A 17,153-nucleotide genomic window follows, 5' to 3' on the forward strand; every position below is an offset into this window, starting at 1 on the left:
ATTCTAGAGAAGTCTAACTATTTTTTCGAATAATTTCTTCTGCTAGATTGATGTAATTTGTAGCCCCTTTACTAGTAGCGTCATAGTTAATGATACTTTCGCCAAAGCTAGGTGCTTCACTTAATTTTACATTTCGTTGGATAATAGTATCGAATACCATATCGTTAAAATGTTTCTGTACTTCCTCTACCACTTGATTAGACAAGCGTAAGCGAGAGTCGTACATCGTTAATAGCAATCCTTCTATATCTAGATTAGGATTGTGTATTTTTTGAACACTTTTAATTGTGTTTAATAATTTACCAAGACCTTCTAATGCAAAGTATTCACACTGAATCGGAATAGCTACAGAATCAGCAGCTGTCAACGCATTTAGTGTAAGTAAACCTAAAGAAGGAGCACAGTCGATTATGATGTAATCAAACTTATCTTTGACAGATTTAAGTGCTTCTTTAAGCATGTATTCTCGGTTTGGTTTATCCACCAACTCAATTTCAATAGCCACTAAGTCAATGTGGGCGGGGATTAGATATACATTCGGAGCTGTACATTCCACAATCGCTTCTTCTGGCGTATTACTGTGCTCTAATATTTCATAAGTACCAATCTCAACAGAGTCTACATCGATTCCTAATCCAGAGGAAGCATTGGCCTGAGGATCTGCGTCTATGATAAGTACTTTTTTCTCTAGTGCTCCTAATGAAGCAGCAAGATTAACTGATGTTGTAGTTTTTCCTACACCACCTTTTTGATTAGCAATAGCAATGATTTTACCCATTTTACCAAAAGAATGTTTTTATAATTGGTAAAAATACGATTATTTGCGACTCTACGAAATCTTATTTATCAACATTTCCCTAAAAACCTTAAAATTCAATATCTTATAAAAATAAATGCCATCTGTGCTATAAATGGCATTTATTCACTAATATCTTTATTTTAATCTAAATATGTTTCTGTAATAGTTAATATACTAGTTTTTGCTTTGTATTAAAGAATGACAATGTCAAATTCTTGATTTAGTGGTTCTAATTGTGCAAATAGTGCCTTGATCAGCTGGTCTCCATATTCTTTGTAATACACAGAGAAGTTAACGATACGCTCTTGTAGGCTATTATTAGGGAATAGTTCATTCTGTAATAAGGTAATGCGCTCTAGCTTGTCAGCGTGATTTCTTTTCTCAGCGATACGCAGTCTTTTCTCTAAGTTGTCTAATCCTTTTAGTTGTTTGACTTTCTGTGCATTTACTGCTCCGATAAAAGATTTATCCGTTTGTAAAGCTATTTCTTCTAGTGTTTTAAACTGCTCTTCTAAGAACTGGCGTTGTTGTTCAAAATCAAATTGAATAGAAGAGAACTCTTTCGTTTTCGCATTGATTAAGTGACTTTGTTTCATGAACATATCTTTCCAAGAGAGTTCTAGTTTATCCATTTTCTCTACTTGTTTAGAAGTCGCTAATAGCACTGAATTTCTCAGTAATAGCATCGGGAAAGTGATCTTGTGTAAATCAAATACTTTTTTTAATTCTAACCAGTATGCCAATTCTCCACCACCTCCAGTATAGCATAGATTAGGCAATATTACTTCTTGATATAACGGTCTCAGTATCACATTAGGACTAAAGCATTCTGGGTGATTCTCTAGTTCTGTTAGTATTGCTTCTTTAGTGAAGGTAATAGACGTATTATTTACCTTATATATATCATCTTCATAGATAATTCTTTCTCTCAGATTATCCTGTATATAGAATAAGTTGATATCACGAGGATTGACCTGTATGAAGTATTCTGATAGTGTATCATAGCTTTTTTCAACTTCTTTGATAGCACTTTGATGAAGTAATTCTTCTTTGATATGAGGAGCAAATAACTTTTTCAGTTCAGCGTCATCACCATCTATGATTACCAGTCCGTACTCTGCGAATAGTTCATTCGCTAAGTAACGTGTAGCATCCGTCAGATTATCGTGTTTTAGATAAGCATTTTCGAATAGCTCCTTGATATAAGTAGCATTACTACCTACCCCGATATGAGATTGGAATACTTCATATACTTTATCCAGACCTTCTGTACTTAATCTTCCTACAGGACCTTTGCTCTCTCTGTTCCAGCAAATCACTTTTTCTTCAAATACGAAGTGATTAATTTCTTCGAAGTCGTGATCTTCTGTTGCCATCCAGTACACTGGGACAAAGTTTTCGTTGGGATACTTAGCGTTCAGTTCTTTGGCTAAGTTGATCACAGAGATGATTTTGTATAAGAAGTATAACGGTCCCGTAAATAAGTTTAACTGGTGTCCAGTCGTAACTGTAAATGTATTTTCTTTCGCTAATGCGTTTATATGCTCTAAAGTCTTCTCAGAAGTCTTCGTGTTTTTATATTGACTTAACAACGCCTGACAGAGTACAGTTCTATGTTCTATCGGATAGTTAGCACGCTTCTCGTCTAACTGTTGTTTAAAGTTTTCTATAGTAGGAAAGTGATTATATAAGTGTTTTAGATTAGCCTCTTGATTAAGGTAATCTAACATTAGTTTTGAAAAATAGCCCGCGTTCTGAAACGTAATTTTGTCTAAAGGCATAGTGTTTATTTTTTGCTAATTTAAACAATAATCAGTTTTTAAATGAAGGTTTAACGTTGTTTAAAGATTAAAGTTTAATTTAAAAAAGGAAACAGAGTAGAAGGCTATTAAGACTAATCTATCAATAAATCAATTGAGAATAAGGTATAGAACATTATTCTTTCCTTACAAAGAACCATCCTTTATAACAATTAAGTTCTCTAATAGGAGCTGTGTGCTGTACAATCTTTATATGCTGATATAGGAGCTGAGGCAGAGAGGCCAATATCTCTGTGACAGCGATATCTATAGTCTCATAATCCTCTTCTGTAGGGACGGTACTTGTATAAACATATAGAGAGATTGTATCTTCTGTATAGTCATAAGCGATAGCCCTGATATGATGATCTATGACACCTAAGAAAGCAGGTATCATGGCTAATAGTATATCTTGTTGTATCATAGTGTATATTTATAAACAGTGCTGAAGGGCATGGAGCACACACTCTTCTAAAGAGGCAAATGATTTACAGTTCTCTTTATATAAGGGAGCTTCCCAGTCATAATTAGAAATAACTTGTACACAGAAATGCCCATCGACATCAAACTCTGGATACCAACCAATATCAAGTAAGGTATGGTTACCAAACTCTGCTTGAAACAAATCTTCTTTTAACTCATCTATTACCTCAGCAGGAGAGCCATTAAAATTTAAATGAGATAAGGTGTCATACGTGATGATACCTTTATGTTTTTCTATAAGTAACTTTATCATTTAGAAGATGTATTTGTATTTGAGCATATTGCTTGTTATTGAACTCGATTTCGGACAATGTCTATTATAATACTTGATATGGTGTTAGAAAATTCATTTTAGTAATTGAATTACCCTGGTTAAAAGTAGTTTATTTTAAAAGAATTATATCTGTTAAAAAATCAATTCATCTTTTGAAGAATAGAAAGCATAAGTAAGTGTACAGCTAAAAGTAGGATTATAAACAATAACTGTACAGCTATAGTAGGATGAGACAGTCTTTTTTTGATGTGGTCGCATAGTGGTCGGCTTGTGATCGCATAGTGGTCGCATAATTTTAGCCTATTTTAATGCGACCACTATGGTATCACTATCCCATAATATTACTATCATGCTGTGCCTTCTTAGTACGTGAATAGTTGGAGTAGGAAGTTTAAGGAGATGGAGAGCTTGTATTGAGGAGATTTTGTTAGAGCGCGATATCTTATTTGAACCTAATTATTAGCAGTAGAGTAGGTGTTTTCTTATCCCTGATTATAGCTAATTATGTCCTATATCGTGTAGTTTACTATGGTTTATGATTATAGGATTTGATATATAGGGGTTAAAATCTTTTCTTTGGAACAACTAAACTCTTTAACTAGATGATTGCACAAGAAAAGAGATTGTCCTATCAGTATTCATTAGGGCATCTGATACTAAATATATTGTTGACCATTCTGTTTTGTAGCATTGTTACAATCAGTCATGATGTTGGAGATTATTGGTTTGTGATTATAAAGTATGTAATTACGGTGTTAGTTACATGTATAACAGTGAATCAGGTTATATATCTCTGTACTGCTTATATAAGAGGAGATAAGCTGATACTCAAAAAGTATTTTAGAAGTGAGAAACAGTATACAGCTAAACAGCTAGTCAATATAAAAAAGTATAATCTTGGGCGTATTCACCTCATCATGGTATCTATGAAGAGTGTAGATGGAAGCATAGAAAGATATATGATTATGAATATCTATGCATGGTATGCACAGTCTTTATATGATGCAGAAGAGGAATTGAGTAATTGGTCTAAGAAGTAAAGAACAGTGTTATAACCTGAAGTAGATAGAATAAAAATATCCCCCATTAGAATAGATAAGGTATTGGGAATGGTGATGTAAGTAATCTATAAAAAAGAGAGTTTTGGGAGCATTCTCTTGATATGACAATAATAGATTACCTTACAGGAAATACAATACTTACCTACTAATGAGGGATACGATGTGCGCAGTGCTGGGGAGAACACTGAGTTAGTAAAGACCTTTTATAAACTGATAGTCTTTTTCTTCTTTAATTTCTTTTTTCCACATCTCTTTATTCTTAGAAGAGTAGAGATAGATTTTAATCACCTTAGAAATGATAACACCTGAGATGATCAGTATGGCTAAGATGAGAAATAGTGATATCGTAATAATCATAATCTACTTATTTAATGTTTAAGATATATTGAGTCAGATCTTCCATATCCGTATCATTGATCTGAGGGAATGGAGGCATCTGTGGTGCATCAGGACGTTTCTTACCTGGAGACTTAATCCACTTGATTAGATCCGTTTTATTGTCTGCATATATTTCTTGCATTTCTGTCACAGGAGGGCCTACTAGTGGTGTCTTCTCTTTATGACAGGCAGCACAGTAGCTATTAAAGACTGCTTTACCCTTAGCTGTATTATCACCAGAAGCTTCGGCAGTAGCTATCGCTTGTTTTTCTTCTTCTTGTTGGTTGGCTGCTTGTTCTCTAGCTTCTTTTGATGCTTGTTCAAATTCGGCTGTCTTTTGAGCCATCAGTTCTCGGTGTGGGTTGATAGCATTCGCTCTATAGACATGACGACCACTTCCCATGAATACGACTACAATCCCCATAGAAATCACTATTCTTCTGAAGTATCTGTCTAGTTGGTCATCTGTACCCTTTAGTGTTTTGATCATATAGTACACCGCATATACTGCCACTGCTACACCTGATAAGATCACTCCCATCATAGCCCAACTAAACCCTTTGGCAGGTAAAGTAGCCATCACGATAGGACCAAATAAGAACTGAGCTACTGATGCCCCTAGCGCTAACTGATATCCAAGACGTTTAACCTTCGCTCTAGTGAAAACTTTAAAGTATTCTTCAAAAGGATAGTCCTTACGCCCCATATACCAAGTGATAAATAGACCTGTCAGGGCTAGTGATGCACAGATAAAATGGAAGTATCTCGGGAATACATTTGGCAGGGCTAAAGCAGATAAGAATCCTCTTACACTCATCCATTTCTCAGGGAATAGCATCAGATTGATATTCACTAAGAAGATTAGGGGAATGAATAAGAACATAATCACTGCTAGAGCATTGATAGATATGTGTAACAATTTCATATTCGCCATGGCTTCCCAAGTGTACTTGTGTAAGTAGGTCAATAGGAAAACAATCGCTACCATAGGGATAATCAATATCCACATAATCCCTGTCAAGGAGTTAGCTGTGTAAAAATAGATCGTGTACAGTGCATTAATACTCAGTAGGGGAGCTACCCCTAGTACTACAGCTAATGATTTGTTTACTGTTATTGTCGCAGCTATTTCTTGTGCTAGTACATCGTATTCTTTGTTTTTAAGTCCTTTTATTTCTGCCCATAGCGTAGCTATAGATCCTCCTACCATTAAGTTTACAAACACAATATGTGCTAAGAATGAAACTACTAATAGAATAACTAGTAACCACTCTGGTAATGGCAAGTCTAAGGGTATATCTTTAGGTAATGGAGTATTATTCATTTTTGTTATTGTTTAATTTTTGTTCTATAAAATGTTCTACAGAGTGAGTAGGGTTAAGATGTGCTCCAGCACTCTGTGCCCCTTCTAGTGTCGCACCACTCTGTTGTAAATAGAAAATATAATGGGCTAGTGCATCTAGTTCTTCTTCGTTACCTGGATAAGGAGGCATATAGGTTCTACCGTTGTGCATATTAGGTATATACGCTTTCATCGAGTTGATATCTAAAGGCTTTCCTATTCCATACATTTTTTCGAATACATATATGATAGAGTTAATCCCCTGACTGGTATGACATCGAGAACACGCTATCATAAACACATCTTTACCTGCCTCTAGTTTATTCTCTTCTGTAATCTCTGTGATAGAAGTATAAGTAGAGTGCTTCAGTATACCGTCTCGCTGTAGTAGAGGATAGTCTTCTTCTCTGATCAGGTTAGAGTACATATAGTTACCGATGACATAAGGCTTACGGATAAATTCTCGTACACGTTCGAATATTCCTAAGAAACCAAGCGATAGTACAAAAGGAATAATCACAATGATAAGATTGACTTTCTTAGGTTTCCACAGTGTCCAGATTGCTAACAGGGCTAGTGAGCTAGTCGCTATAAGGATAATGTATTTTAATAAATCATAGTATTTAGCAAAGTCCATAGTACCTACTGCTGTACTCATATTCGCTGTCATCGCATCAGGTATCACGTTATAGTAATAGATAGAAGCTAGAATAGATAGCGGCAACCATAGTAATACCCATATAGCTGTAGTCTTAAGAGCCGTAGGTCTGATGGCACTGGACTTCTTAGTGAATAACATAATCAGTAAGAAACCAAAGGCTCCTGCTACGACCATCGCTGTAGGTGTTCTAAATAATAGCTGAGGTAAGTAAATAGGGTTAGTCAATGCACTTACTAAAGATTGTTCTTGTATCCAGTTACCAGGATCCATCATAAATCCTAATATCGCTACGATAATAGCCATAGTCAGCCATGAGAATCCAGAAAGGAACCAACCGAATCGGATATGGCGTTGTTTAGCACGCAGAGATTTATTAGAGTTCTTCCAGGTTAAGAAATAGATCATGATAAAAACTACTTCTAATACGAATACAATCCATTCTGTAAACCATCCCCAGTAGAAAACACGGATTAAACTACCAATAGAGTTAGGACTAATTAGTGCTGCTGAGAACCATATGCCGACTCCTGTCATCGCTCCCATCGTGGTCGTAATCACAAAGCCAACCATCATCATACGGTGTACCATCTTATCCCAGGCAAGATCAGTGATGTCTTCTGGTCCACTTTTGACTACTCCTTGTTGTTCTAATAATGTAATATAAGGCAAGAACCCAACGGCTAGCCCATGGTTTATAAATACGTGAATAATCGCTATCATCGCAATGAGGAAACGATCGTTCAACCAGTCTAAATGAAATAGAGGGAAATCCATAATGTATTATTTTTCAGCAAAGTTAGAACCCTACCTACTGAAATATATTACACTAAACGTGGTGATATTTACACTAATCAATTTAGAACAGTGTGATAAAAGCGAATTGTATTTAAGTAATCAATTCTTAGTTCTGTTTTCTAAATTCTTCAGGGGATAGCCCTGTATTCTTTTTAAAGAATCTAGAGAAGTAAGCATTGTTCTTAAAGTCGAGTTCATAAGAGATCTCTGTAATCGATAAATCGGCATTGACCAATAATCGTTTACATTCTAAGATCACTCTGTTACGGATAACTTCACCTGCTGTTATTCCTACTACCTTTTTGCATAAAGAGTTGAGGTGATTAGGAGTGATGTGTAGCATATCAGCGTATTCTCCAGGTAATCTCTTCTCTATAAAATGGTCTTCTACTAGCTTTTCAAAATTCTTAATGATGAAGTGTGCACCCTTTGTCTCATTTGGTTCTTCTGGCTCGAATACTTTCTTGACTAAGAATAGCTGTGTCTCTAAGAACAGTTCTAGCATTAAGACTTTGATATAGTCTTTCTGTAAAGGTTGGTTTTCTGTATAGGCATAATACATCTTTTCGAACTTCGTGTGTAGTGTCTCATAGCACTTCTCACAAGAGAACTTAGAGTACTGAGCGTTCCCTCCGAAGAAGGTAAACTCCTTTAGATAGTTCGGGTTAACTAAGAATGTACGCAGAAAGTTATCATTGAAATTGATAAGAAACCCTTTGGTACCAGGTTCGAATTCCCATTTGTGTACTTGCGAAGGGTTGAGATAAAATAAGCATTTCTCCTCAATAGAGAATTTCTCAAAGTCAATAGAGTGTATTCCTTTTCCTTCTGCTACGAAGAGGATTTGATAGAATGCATGTCTGTGAGGAGCAGATACCATATTCGGTCTATTAGAAATAAACTCTTCAAGTCGATATACTACACAGTCTTGTGATATATTATTATTGTCGAGTAGGTTACAGATGTTGTAAATTGGAATACTAGTGTTCTCCATATTTCTAATATTTTAGGCAAAGATAGGAATATGTTAAATTCTTTAAATGGTGATTGAATAGAAATAAGTTATGGTGTGATTAAGATTTAGTACTTTAGGAGTGATATTGTCGTTTATATATAAACATATTTAAAGCCTATAATCTATATCAAATGAGTCAGAATAATTATAATCCAGAATATATAAAAAGTCTGTTTAATCAGATGAGTGGTTCTTATGAACGGATGAATTATATTACTTCATTTGGATTCTCTATTCGTTGGAGAAGGCAGTTGATTAAAGAATTAAAACCCTCACTTGAAAAAGTAGAAGTAATAGACCTTATGACGGGGATAGGGGAAATGTGGGGTGTTATAAAAAGAAATTTCCCACAGGCTAAGCTATCTGCTTTAGACTATAGCGATGAGATGATTAAAAGAGCAGAACATAGAAATCAGACAGAGTATACGGGAGAAGTAGATCTACTTCATCAGAATGTATTAGTGAGTAGCTTGCCTTCAGAACACTATGACTATGTTACTTGTGCTTTTGGGTTAAAGACATTTAATGAAGAGCAAATACAAATATTGGCTAAGGAAGTAGAAAGAATACTCAAACCGAATGGGCAATTTGCTTTTATAGAAGTTTCCGAACCTAAAAATAGTATACTTAAATTCTTTTATGGTTTTTATTTAGGGAGTATTGTCCCTGTATTAGGGGCTTTATTGTTGGGAGGAATTAATGAATATAAGATGCTGTGGAGATATACGAATAAGTTTAAAGACGTGAGTAAGAGTGCACAATGTTTTGAGTCAGTAGGACTAGACGTTAAAAAGCATTCTTATTTCTTTGGTTGCGCAACAGGATTTAGTGGATATAAGAAATTAAAATAGCGAGAATAACAAGTGGATTTTAGAAGTAATAAGTTATGGAAATAAAGATAACCACAGAGATAGATGATCATAATGCGATGGCGATTAAGGAGATCTTATCTTCTTATAATGTAAGTCATACGACACATTTATCAGATTGTATCAATGAATCACTAGAGATTACTTTAGTAGAAGAAGGAGAGGTAATCGGAGGGATATTAGGACGTTCATTATGGGGAACACTAGAGATACAGAACCTCGCTGTGAAAGAGAGTCATAGAGGACAAGGCCTTGGTAAGAAACTCATGTTAGCAGCAGAGCGGGTAGCTGTAGAACGCAACTGTAAGTATATATCACTGAATACTTTTTCGTTTCAAGCTTCTGACTTTTACCAATCTCTAGGTTATGAGATTTTCGCAGAAGAGAAGGACTATCCTTTAGGGTATTCTAAGATATATCTGCGTAAGGTGTTGATTTGAAAGTCAGATAAATAGGAAAGAGTAAAAGGGAAATACAAATTAAACTTTCTTAAATAGTGAGTTTAGTATAGAGGCATCCTTGCGAATCTGTTCTAATCTCGCATTGTCTTTAGGGATAGATTTGTTCGATTCAATTTGTTTTAGAAAACGAGCAGCATCTTTTCCTTTTAGAGTGGGTGTTATTTTAATTGGTTTTGCCATTTTATATGTATTTAATGCAAAGATATATAAAAAGTATTTTATAAAGGTTTAATTGATTGATTAAATGTGTGTTAAGTTTGTTTTTTGAAAAGATTAAAAGTGAAGGATATACAGTTTTTTACTCGGTTGAATAGTAGTATCTTTGCACTCCAAAATTAGATACAGTGAATACAACAATAGCATTTATAACTCCTCCGTTTACGCAGTTAAACACACCTTATCCAGCGACAGCATATATTAAGGGGTTTCTGAATACCCTGAATATAGATAGCTACCAAGCAGATTTGGGAATAGAGGTTATATTGAAATTGTTTAGTAAACAAGGTTTGATAGACTTGTTCGACTATGTACATGAACACATAGAAGAGGTCTCTCCTAATATACATCGTATTCTTGCTTTAGAAGAGGATTATATCTCTACTATAGATGCTGTAATAGCTTTCTTACAAGGAAAGAACTCTACATTAGCACATGCTATCGTACAAGAAGATTACCTTCCACGAGCATCTCGCTTTGAACAATTAGAGGAATTAGAGTGGGCATTCGGTACAATGGGAATACAAGATAAGGCGAAGCACTTATCTACACTGTATTTAGAGGACTTGTCTGATCTAATTGTCGAGACAGTAGATACCAACTTTGGGTTTAGTAGATATGCTGAGCGATTAGGGCGTTCTGCTCATACCTTTGATGAGATGTATGATGCGCTACATCAACCCTTGACTTATATCGATGAGATTACGCTTGATTTATTACAACAGCTAATAGATAAGACTAATCCTAAGATAATGGGATTCTCAGTACCCTTCCCTGGTAATTTATACAGCAGTTTTAGATGTGCTCAGTACATTAAGAAGAACTATCCTCATATCAAGATCACGATGGGAGGAGGGTTTCCGAATACGGAGTTACGCTCATTAAAAGATGTGCGTGTATTTGAGTTCTTTGACTTTATCACCTTAGATGATGGAGAGGCTCCATTAGAGAACTTGATTCTCTATGTAGAAGGAAAGATAGCACAAGAGGAGTTAAAGCGTACGCTTATCGCTAAAGATGGAGAGGTAGTGTATATCAATAATCCACTGAAGCGTGACTATAAACAGGCTGAGGTAGGTACTCCTGATTATTCAGACTTACTATTGACAGAGTATATCTCTGTGATAGAGGTAGTGAATCCAATGCACCGTATGTGGAGTGATGGTCGATGGAATAAATTAACGATGGCACATGGATGTTATTGGGGTAAGTGTACCTTCTGTGATATTAGTTTAGACTATATCAAGGTATATGAACCAATAGCGGCAAAGCAGATCGTAGACCGTATGCAGACGTTAATTGAGCAGACGGGAGAGACAGGCTTTCACTTTGTCGATGAAGCAGCACCACCAGCACTAATGCGCGAGGTAGCGTTAGAGATTATCAGACGTAAACTAACGGTATCATGGTGGACGAACATCCGCTTTGAGAAAAGCTTTACGAAAGACTTGTGCTTATTATTAAAAGCCTCTGGATGTGTAGCTGTATCAGGAGGATTAGAGGTAGCCTCAGATAGATTATTAAAATTAATAGATAAGGGAGTTACGGTAGAACAAGTAGCTCGTGTGAATAGAAACTTTACAGAGGCAGGTATCTTAGTACATGCTTATCTAATGTATGGTTTCCCAACACAGACTGCACAGGAGACAATAGACAGTCTAGAGATGGTGCGTCAGTTGTTTGAAGCAGGAGTAATGCAATCGGGCTTTTGGCATCAGTTTGCGATGACTGCTCACTCACCAGTAGGGATGAACCCAGAGGAATACAAGGTAGAGCGTGTAAATGCTGAGATGGGAACATTCGCTAATAACGATGTACCTCACATAGAGATGAATGGTGCAATACACGATAAGTTCTCCTTTGGACTGAAGAAGTCACTGTTTAACTTTATGCATGGGATGTGCTTTGATATGCCATTACATGAATGGTTTGATTTTAAAGTACCTCGTACGAGTATATCACCTGATTATATATTCAGTTGTTTAAACAACGAACCTTTGACGGTATGTAAACCAAATCAAAAAGTAGTATGGTTAGGGACATTCCCTTATATTGAGTACTTCGAAAAGAAGAAAAAGAACAGAGTGTTTGAAATGGCTCAATTGGTGTTCTATACTAAAAAAGAGACGATAGGTGTAGATGTAGATAGAGTGGTAGGGGATTGGTTTGTACATTTTGTCGAGACTTTGAAGGAGAAAGCTTCTCAAACAATGACTTATCAAGAAATGAAAAAGAGCTTTGAAGAGTTTACGAATGAAGACTTTGAGCCATTCTGGTATTCTAAACCAGCACAAGCATTAAAAGATATGGCACTACTAGTGCTTTAGATATAAAAAGCCTCGCATTTACGAGGCTTTGTTTATTTATTGTTGAGGTTTATCTTGTTCTTTTAAACTAATGTTCATAAAGATTGTTCTGTGATTTGCTTTGATAACAGTATCTTTAGCAGGAGTTCTGTTGTATTGTACAGGTTTTAATTTATGAATTGCACCAGTGATAGGGTCAACAATAAGTCCTATAATCCCTCCCAAACCAATATTACCAATGTACCAAGCATTAAAGCTTCTTTCAAAATCAGTTTTATAAGTGTCATATCCTTCACTTGCTATTTTAAGTGTATAAGATTGGTTTTTCTTTAGTTTAGTGTTATATGGTGTCTTACCTACTTCTTTATTGTCTATATAGACTGTAGAGTTCGTAGGAGTAGAGTAGATCTCTATTTTTTGTTTGCTTCCAGATACGATAGTAGCACAACTTGTATTTAATAATAGTAATGCAGAAGAGATTAGTAAGAGTGTTTTTTTCATTAATTGTTATTTTTAAGTGTTTGTGTTTTATAATAATCAACGTTCACTCTATGGCAAGTGCTCCATAGGTTAGGGCGTTTGTGTTTTGTTATTTTAATGACATCTGCTCCAAAGTCTTGAGCAATTTTACGAGCATTATTTAATATATAATTTAGGTTACAGTTGACAGAAAAACCTGAATCTCCAAATTTGCTACTACCTACTTTTGTATTTGGTGTAGGAACTTCTTCATTAAGTTTAAGTACTATAACTTCTGTATTAAGAGGTGTGTTAACTTTTGTAGTAGTCATAGTAGTACTCATCGAAGAACTGCATGCTCCAAGAGCTATACAAGTGATTAAAAGAAATATTTTTTTCATAGTAGGTAAATTTGGGCGCAAATATAGTAGTTAAAAATTATAAAAAAATTAAGAGGATGAAGTATTATAAATATTTGTAAGGAGTGATGATTTGTATTTTATATATTCCTTTTAAAAATAGAAAAGCTCCGTTATAAACGAAGCTTTTGGTTTTAATTATAATAATAGCAGTTTTTTATTTCTTGTGCATATTTGCAAAATGCTTAATATCAACTTCTGCATTAGTAAACTCTTTATTACTAGCATTAGTCATAATGTCTCTATCATTGACGAAAGAGTTTATTTTAATAAAAGTCATTAGATTTGGATCATTTAGTTTCTCTACAGTTAAGAAAGCATAAGTTTGATCTGTTGTAATCTTTGGAGAAGTAAATTCTTTGAAGTCTTTTATCACTAGCTTTTTTAGGATGGTTTTATTCTCTTTACGATCATAAGTACCATAGGTGATGATTACATCTATTGTATGTTCTTGTTCGCTGTATGTTTTAATTGTAAAATGGACATTGTCATCATTAGAAGAAACGTTGTCATCATTAGAACAAGAGAATATCAATAGAAGAAAGAATAGTGAGAATAATTGAGTTAGTCTTTTCATAGTAATTTTTAATTATCAATAAAGATAATGCTTTAAGTGTTATTTAGTAGCTAATGCTTTGATTTTTAAACATGTTTTGTAATTACGAGTAGTAGCAGTTACCTTGAGTTTATTCTCTATTAAAGCATTGGTAATCTTCGTTTTTCCATATCCAATATTTGTGACGAGGTATACAGCTGATTCAGTAGTATGTAGTAATTCTAAAGTATCTTTCTTTTCTTCAAGGCTGTTAATTCCCTCTTGTTGAGGAGTACCATCTATAAAAGTGAGATATAATTGTGCTAGTTCTTCTTCTTTAGTAAAAGGATGTTGTGCAAGTATTTCTTCGAACTGATCAATATCTAGAGTAAGAATAGGTACCGTGAGGTTTAGTGTACTCAGTATTTTATCTTGTATCTTTTTTGATAGTATTGAAGAATCTACTTCTACAGACTGGTATATTATATTCCCACTCTGAATATAAGTCTGGACATTGTGTAGATCTAGGTCAATACACAACTGTTTTAATACATCCATTTTGATGATGTTCTTACCACTGACATTGATACCTCTAAGTAGAGTAATATAAGTTTTCATGATTACTCTTCTAGTTTCTTTAATCCTTGTTCTGTTTTATAAATAATAAATGCTAAACTGAGTATCATCGGTAAGAAGTATATATTGTTTAATAGCTTTGAGTAAGTAGGAAGTAGATAAGAAATACCACTGTATATACCCGTACCTATACCTAAGTATACAAAGTACTTACCACTTAGCTTTTGTGCAAACTCCCAGTTGCGTTGATTCTTCATCGCACGGTGTGTGCGATACCCTAGTATGCTATTTATTGTTTTGACATGAGGAACTAGTAGTCCCAAGACAATAAATAGACACATAAATATAAGTAGTTCTGTTGCTATCATAGTGTGATTAGTATTACAAAAATTAGTACTGCTATAGGTATAATGATATCAAAAGGTTTTATAGGATCAGTAGAGTATTTTTTCTTCGTATAAATATTTACTCCTAATAGAAATACTAAAGGTAAATACATGACAAAAATATCTCTTATAATTTCCAATCCAGACCATTGATATAGTGCTGCACCTATCAAAATTATTAATGCCGAAATTCTTAGAGAATTATTGAGTATGCGAACTATGTTTTTTATATCATAGAGTTCTTGCTTCTCTTTACTCATTGTGTTATACCCAGCTAATAAGTATTTTGCTGTTTTAGGAGTAAGGATAAAACTCATTATGAAAAATAATGCAGATGTTATTAAGATAGCCTCCATATTATTTCTTTATAAAGTTAACAATAGTAGGTACTAGTTCAGCGTGAAGAGGTACATCAGGCTTTGTGTATAATGCTAAGTTCTCCTCCTCTTTTACAACTGTTTTTAGTACATGATTCATTCCTTTTAACGTGATAAGAATTGCAGTAGGTACAGCTTGTTTTAAGTTGTCTCCCTGATCTGTCTTGACTTGTAAGTCTTTATCTCCTTGTAAGATTAAAATCGGTTGTTTTACTTTTTTAAGCTCTACAGTAGGATCGTACTTCATCCACGAGATAAGGTAAGGCTGAGCAGAAGTGCGATATAAGCTTTGTAGCATAGGAGGAATGCTATCTACTATTTCACCTTTTCTAAGTTTAGCGTGAATGTCTTCTATTGATTTTGCAAAGAAAGGCGCTTGTGCCGTTATCTGTTTATACAGTATTTTATCAACTGATTCTCCTGGCCCTTGTAGTGAGATAAGCTTTGATACAGCACTATTGTCTTGGCTAGCCAATGTAGCTACCATGGCTCCTTCACTGTGCCCTATCAAGATAATATTAGGATAGTCCTTTTTGAAATAGTCAATAACTATATTTAAGTCACTCACATTGTCTTCAAACTTAATATCTGCCTCATTAATAGTCTGGTTCTTCATCTGAGCGAACATCCTCTTGTTATACGTGAAGGTGTTGATACCATTCTCTTTTAGCCCTTGGGCAAGGTACTTATACGAGTTCGCATTTACTCCAGCAGGATTGTTTCCATTCTTGTTAGTAGGACCAGAACCCGCTATTATAATAGCGAGTTGTTTACTGTCTTTATTCGCTAAATATAAGTCTCCATCAATTTCACTGTCTACCTGAACAGCTGTTTGTGCAAAGCTAAATGACGTAGCAAAGCATAAGGTAAGTGTAGTTAATAGTTTTTTCATAGTGTTGTTGTGTTGGTTAATATAATGTAGTGATTAGCCTTGTCAGAGTATCTACAAGTAAGATGATTAGTACGAAGACAATAATCATATATTTCTTTTTGAGGTGTGTAGCTAGTTTGAAACCTTGGTAGATATAGTATCCAAAACCAACTAGACAGAGAATACTAGCAAATGACGTAATGATAAAATAAACAAAACCTTGTGGATTACTTTTGAACAATATTTCAGGATTAGCAATATTGTCAATAAGTTGAAGAGAGAAATCACTTAGGTATCCATTGATATCAAATAGTACACTTATATCTAGACATATACGTGCAATCAACACGGTGTTGAGTATATCTATTAGTCGAGTCTTTTTGTTAATGATCTTTCCAAATACAAATAAAGCAAGTGTCATTACTATTGTTGTGATAGCAAAGTCACTCAAGGTTTGGACAAGTGTAGGTGCTGATTTGAGAGTTACTTGTTTTAGAATTGCTATACTACGCATATGAGTTAATAGCTGAAGACAACTAATAACTACTCCAGTTAGTACACCGATTGCTAAGAGCGTTTTATCCTGTACGCTTTCAAATGGTTTAAGAATATAGTTTTTTGTCATAAGGTTGGTTGTTTATAGTGAGTTATTCTTTTTTCTGTAGTTGCTGGATATGTTCTATCATGTCATCTAGTTTGTTTCGAACAGTAGGGTAACTGATATTCATCTGTTGTGCCATTTGCTTTAGACTCCCACTGTTTAGAAAGAAAGCCAGTATAAATTCTTGTTCTTCTCTACCCAACTGTAAGAGGAGAGGGAGAGAGAAGTTACCATTGACGATAGTCTGACAGTGCTCACAAGAAAGCTGGGTGACCTTTAGTTCACTTTCACAACTAGGGCAATGTATAGGTAGTTTGGGCTTAATTGACATAATGTGGATAGTTTGTTTAATTTTATTGAAGTCTAATTTAATAAAATTAATATTTATATCAAAATAGTTAATTAAAATAAATGAGAATGATACTTCTATAAAACAAAAAAATCCCAAGTATAACACTTGGGATTTAATG

Annotated in this window: 22 protein-coding genes; 4 read left to right on the forward strand and 18 right to left on the reverse strand. The window is 34.6% G+C overall.

Going from position 1 to position 17,153, the window contains the following annotated elements; translation table 11 throughout:
• Positions 1 to 13: 13 nt before the first annotated feature.
• The 4 genes from AABL87_RS05760 to AABL87_RS05775 form a co-directional block, all read right to left on the reverse strand.
• The gene (locus AABL87_RS05760; protein WP_006257090.1) at positions 14 to 778 is read right to left on the reverse strand and encodes a ParA family protein; all 765 of its coding nucleotides are present in this window, start codon (positions 776 to 778) and stop codon (positions 14 to 16) included.
• A 212-nt stretch (positions 779 to 990) separates the two neighbouring features.
• Entirely contained in the window at positions 991 to 2,580 is a 1,590-nt protein-coding gene (gene bshC, locus AABL87_RS05765) for a bacillithiol biosynthesis cysteine-adding enzyme BshC (RefSeq protein ID WP_006257089.1), read from the reverse strand.
• Between the two features lie 154 nt (positions 2,581 to 2,734).
• Positions 2,735 to 3,022: a hypothetical protein gene (locus tag AABL87_RS05770; protein ID WP_006257088.1), complete on the reverse strand. Its 288-nt coding sequence runs from the start codon at positions 3,020 to 3,022 to the stop codon at positions 2,735 to 2,737.
• A 9-nt stretch (positions 3,023 to 3,031) separates the two neighbouring features.
• Positions 3,032 to 3,334 carry a hypothetical protein gene (locus tag AABL87_RS05775; protein ID WP_006257087.1) on the reverse strand — a complete coding sequence of 101 codons (303 nt, stop codon included), beginning with the start codon at positions 3,332 to 3,334 and terminating at the stop codon, positions 3,032 to 3,034.
• A 623-nt stretch (positions 3,335 to 3,957) separates the two neighbouring features.
• Between AABL87_RS05775 and AABL87_RS05780 the strand changes: the two genes are divergently transcribed.
• The gene (locus tag AABL87_RS05780; RefSeq protein ID WP_006257086.1) at positions 3,958 to 4,395 is read left to right on the forward strand and encodes a hypothetical protein; all 438 of its coding nucleotides are present in this window, start codon (positions 3,958 to 3,960) and stop codon (positions 4,393 to 4,395) included.
• Positions 4,396 to 4,605: 210 nt separating this feature from the next.
• On the opposite strand, the gene AABL87_RS05785 is transcribed toward AABL87_RS05780, so the two are convergent.
• The 4 genes from AABL87_RS05785 to AABL87_RS05800 all read right to left on the reverse strand — a co-directional run bounded on the left by AABL87_RS05785 (position 4,606) and on the right by AABL87_RS05800 (position 8,586).
• Positions 4,606 to 4,773, reverse strand: a complete 168-nt coding sequence (locus tag AABL87_RS05785; RefSeq protein ID WP_006257085.1) for a hypothetical protein — start codon at positions 4,771 to 4,773, stop codon at positions 4,606 to 4,608.
• A gap of 7 nt (positions 4,774 to 4,780) precedes the next feature.
• Positions 4,781 to 6,118 carry a c-type cytochrome gene (locus AABL87_RS05790; protein ID WP_341277067.1) on the reverse strand — a complete coding sequence of 446 codons (1,338 nt, stop codon included), beginning with the start codon at positions 6,116 to 6,118 and terminating at the stop codon, positions 4,781 to 4,783.
• Positions 6,111 to 7,571, reverse strand: coding sequence for a c-type cytochrome (locus tag AABL87_RS05795; RefSeq protein ID WP_006257083.1), 1,461 nt, complete (start codon positions 7,569 to 7,571; stop codon positions 6,111 to 6,113). The genes AABL87_RS05790 and AABL87_RS05795 overlap by 8 nt, the downstream gene beginning before the upstream one ends.
• 127 nt (positions 7,572 to 7,698) lie before the next feature.
• Positions 7,699 to 8,586 (reverse strand): AraC family transcriptional regulator, encoded by an 888-nt coding sequence (locus tag AABL87_RS05800; protein ID WP_326368252.1) that lies wholly within the window; start codon positions 8,584 to 8,586, stop codon positions 7,699 to 7,701.
• Between the two features lie 152 nt (positions 8,587 to 8,738).
• Here AABL87_RS05800 and AABL87_RS05805 point away from each other — a divergent pair, with 152 nt between their 5' ends.
• Together AABL87_RS05805 and AABL87_RS05810 are read left to right on the forward strand one after the other, a co-directional pair.
• The gene (locus AABL87_RS05805; RefSeq protein ID WP_341277068.1) at positions 8,739 to 9,458 is read left to right on the forward strand and encodes a class I SAM-dependent methyltransferase; all 720 of its coding nucleotides are present in this window, start codon (positions 8,739 to 8,741) and stop codon (positions 9,456 to 9,458) included.
• Between the two features lie 35 nt (positions 9,459 to 9,493).
• Positions 9,494 to 9,916, forward strand: coding sequence for a GNAT family N-acetyltransferase (locus tag AABL87_RS05810; RefSeq protein WP_341277069.1), 423 nt, complete (start codon positions 9,494 to 9,496; stop codon positions 9,914 to 9,916).
• Positions 9,917 to 9,955: 39 nt separating this feature from the next.
• Here AABL87_RS05810 and AABL87_RS05815 read toward each other — a convergent pair whose 3' ends face one another.
• Complete coding sequence (locus AABL87_RS05815) at positions 9,956 to 10,117, reverse strand: hypothetical protein (protein WP_341277070.1); 162 nt, start codon at positions 10,115 to 10,117, stop codon at positions 9,956 to 9,958.
• Between the two features lie 164 nt (positions 10,118 to 10,281).
• Here AABL87_RS05815 and AABL87_RS05820 point away from each other — a divergent pair, with 164 nt between their 5' ends.
• The gene (locus tag AABL87_RS05820; RefSeq protein WP_286419201.1) at positions 10,282 to 12,480 is read left to right on the forward strand and encodes a B12-binding domain-containing radical SAM protein; all 2,199 of its coding nucleotides are present in this window, start codon (positions 10,282 to 10,284) and stop codon (positions 12,478 to 12,480) included.
• A 36-nt stretch (positions 12,481 to 12,516) separates the two neighbouring features.
• On the opposite strand, the gene AABL87_RS05825 is transcribed toward AABL87_RS05820, so the two are convergent.
• From AABL87_RS05825 to AABL87_RS05865, 9 genes are all read right to left on the reverse strand, one after another.
• Positions 12,517 to 12,960 carry a PEGA domain-containing protein gene (locus AABL87_RS05825; protein ID WP_006257078.1) on the reverse strand — a complete coding sequence of 148 codons (444 nt, stop codon included), beginning with the start codon at positions 12,958 to 12,960 and terminating at the stop codon, positions 12,517 to 12,519.
• Positions 12,960 to 13,319: a hypothetical protein gene (locus tag AABL87_RS05830; protein WP_058699319.1), complete on the reverse strand. Its 360-nt coding sequence runs from the start codon at positions 13,317 to 13,319 to the stop codon at positions 12,960 to 12,962. The genes AABL87_RS05825 and AABL87_RS05830 overlap by 1 nt, the downstream gene beginning before the upstream one ends.
• A 175-nt stretch (positions 13,320 to 13,494) precedes the next feature.
• Positions 13,495 to 13,914: a hypothetical protein gene (locus tag AABL87_RS05835; RefSeq protein WP_006266444.1), complete on the reverse strand. Its 420-nt coding sequence runs from the start codon at positions 13,912 to 13,914 to the stop codon at positions 13,495 to 13,497.
• Positions 13,915 to 13,953: 39 nt separating this feature from the next.
• Positions 13,954 to 14,490 carry a DUF1697 domain-containing protein gene (locus AABL87_RS05840; protein ID WP_286419202.1) on the reverse strand — a complete coding sequence of 179 codons (537 nt, stop codon included), beginning with the start codon at positions 14,488 to 14,490 and terminating at the stop codon, positions 13,954 to 13,956.
• 2 nt (positions 14,491 to 14,492) lie between these two features.
• Positions 14,493 to 14,816: an SdpI family protein gene (locus AABL87_RS05845; protein ID WP_006260658.1), complete on the reverse strand. Its 324-nt coding sequence runs from the start codon at positions 14,814 to 14,816 to the stop codon at positions 14,493 to 14,495.
• Positions 14,813 to 15,190 (reverse strand): DUF3784 domain-containing protein, encoded by a 378-nt coding sequence (locus AABL87_RS05850; protein ID WP_286419203.1) that lies wholly within the window; start codon positions 15,188 to 15,190, stop codon positions 14,813 to 14,815. The genes AABL87_RS05845 and AABL87_RS05850 overlap by 4 nt, the downstream gene beginning before the upstream one ends.
• Before the next feature lies 1 nt (position 15,191).
• Positions 15,192 to 16,103, reverse strand: coding sequence for an alpha/beta hydrolase (locus tag AABL87_RS05855; protein WP_341277071.1), 912 nt, complete (start codon positions 16,101 to 16,103; stop codon positions 15,192 to 15,194).
• Between the two features lie 16 nt (positions 16,104 to 16,119).
• A complete protein-coding gene (locus tag AABL87_RS05860; RefSeq protein WP_016649825.1) occupies positions 16,120 to 16,707 on the reverse strand; it encodes a hypothetical protein in 588 nt (195 codons plus the stop codon).
• 22 nt (positions 16,708 to 16,729) lie between these two features.
• A complete protein-coding gene (locus AABL87_RS05865) occupies positions 16,730 to 17,014 on the reverse strand; it encodes a DUF2089 family protein (protein WP_006263001.1) in 285 nt (94 codons plus the stop codon).
• Positions 17,015 to 17,153: the final 139 nt, after the last annotated feature.

This window comes from Myroides sp. C4067, assembly GCF_038039665.1.
In the GTDB taxonomy this organism is placed as follows: domain Bacteria; phylum Bacteroidota; class Bacteroidia; order Flavobacteriales; family Flavobacteriaceae; genus Flavobacterium; species Flavobacterium odoratimimum.

Bases quoted from the DNA above. Each gene is read 5' to 3' on its own strand.
- AABL87_RS05790 (WP_341277067.1), bottom strand. From the start codon at position 6,118: ATGAATAATACTCCATTACCTAAAGATATACCCTTAGACTTGCCATTA.
- AABL87_RS05825 (WP_006257078.1), bottom strand. From the start codon at position 12,960: ATGAAAAAAACACTCTTACTAATCTCTTCTGCATTACTATTATTAAAT.
- AABL87_RS05840 (WP_286419202.1), bottom strand. From the start codon at position 14,490: ATGAAAACTTATATTACTCTACTTAGAGGTATCAATGTCAGTGGTAAG.
- AABL87_RS05855 (WP_341277071.1), bottom strand. From the start codon at position 16,103: ATGAAAAAACTATTAACTACACTTACCTTATGCTTTGCTACGTCATTT.
- bshC (WP_006257089.1), bottom strand. From the start codon at position 2,580: ATGCCTTTAGACAAAATTACGTTTCAGAACGCGGGCTATTTTTCAAAA.
- AABL87_RS05780 (WP_006257086.1), top strand. From the start codon at position 3,958: ATGATTGCACAAGAAAAGAGATTGTCCTATCAGTATTCATTAGGGCAT.
- AABL87_RS05860 (WP_016649825.1), bottom strand. From the start codon at position 16,707: ATGACAAAAAACTATATTCTTAAACCATTTGAAAGCGTACAGGATAAA.
- AABL87_RS05865 (WP_006263001.1), bottom strand. From the start codon at position 17,014: ATGTCAATTAAGCCCAAACTACCTATACATTGCCCTAGTTGTGAAAGT.
- AABL87_RS05775 (WP_006257087.1), bottom strand. From the start codon at position 3,334: ATGATAAAGTTACTTATAGAAAAACATAAAGGTATCATCACGTATGAC.
- AABL87_RS05850 (WP_286419203.1), bottom strand. From the start codon at position 15,190: ATGGAGGCTATCTTAATAACATCTGCATTATTTTTCATAATGAGTTTT.
- AABL87_RS05785 (WP_006257085.1), bottom strand. From the start codon at position 4,773: ATGATTATTACGATATCACTATTTCTCATCTTAGCCATACTGATCATC.
- AABL87_RS05760 (WP_006257090.1), bottom strand. From the start codon at position 778: ATGGGTAAAATCATTGCTATTGCTAATCAAAAAGGTGGTGTAGGAAAA.
- AABL87_RS05830 (WP_058699319.1), bottom strand. From the start codon at position 13,319: ATGAAAAAAATATTTCTTTTAATCACTTGTATAGCTCTTGGAGCATGC.
- AABL87_RS05800 (WP_326368252.1), bottom strand. From the start codon at position 8,586: ATGGAGAACACTAGTATTCCAATTTACAACATCTGTAACCTACTCGAC.
- AABL87_RS05805 (WP_341277068.1), top strand. From the start codon at position 8,739: ATGAGTCAGAATAATTATAATCCAGAATATATAAAAAGTCTGTTTAAT.
- AABL87_RS05815 (WP_341277070.1), bottom strand. From the start codon at position 10,117: ATGGCAAAACCAATTAAAATAACACCCACTCTAAAAGGAAAAGATGCT.
- AABL87_RS05810 (WP_341277069.1), top strand. From the start codon at position 9,494: ATGGAAATAAAGATAACCACAGAGATAGATGATCATAATGCGATGGCG.
- AABL87_RS05845 (WP_006260658.1), bottom strand. From the start codon at position 14,816: ATGATAGCAACAGAACTACTTATATTTATGTGTCTATTTATTGTCTTG.
- AABL87_RS05835 (WP_006266444.1), bottom strand. From the start codon at position 13,914: ATGAAAAGACTAACTCAATTATTCTCACTATTCTTTCTTCTATTGATA.
- AABL87_RS05795 (WP_006257083.1), bottom strand. From the start codon at position 7,571: ATGGATTTCCCTCTATTTCATTTAGACTGGTTGAACGATCGTTTCCTC.
- AABL87_RS05770 (WP_006257088.1), bottom strand. From the start codon at position 3,022: ATGATACAACAAGATATACTATTAGCCATGATACCTGCTTTCTTAGGT.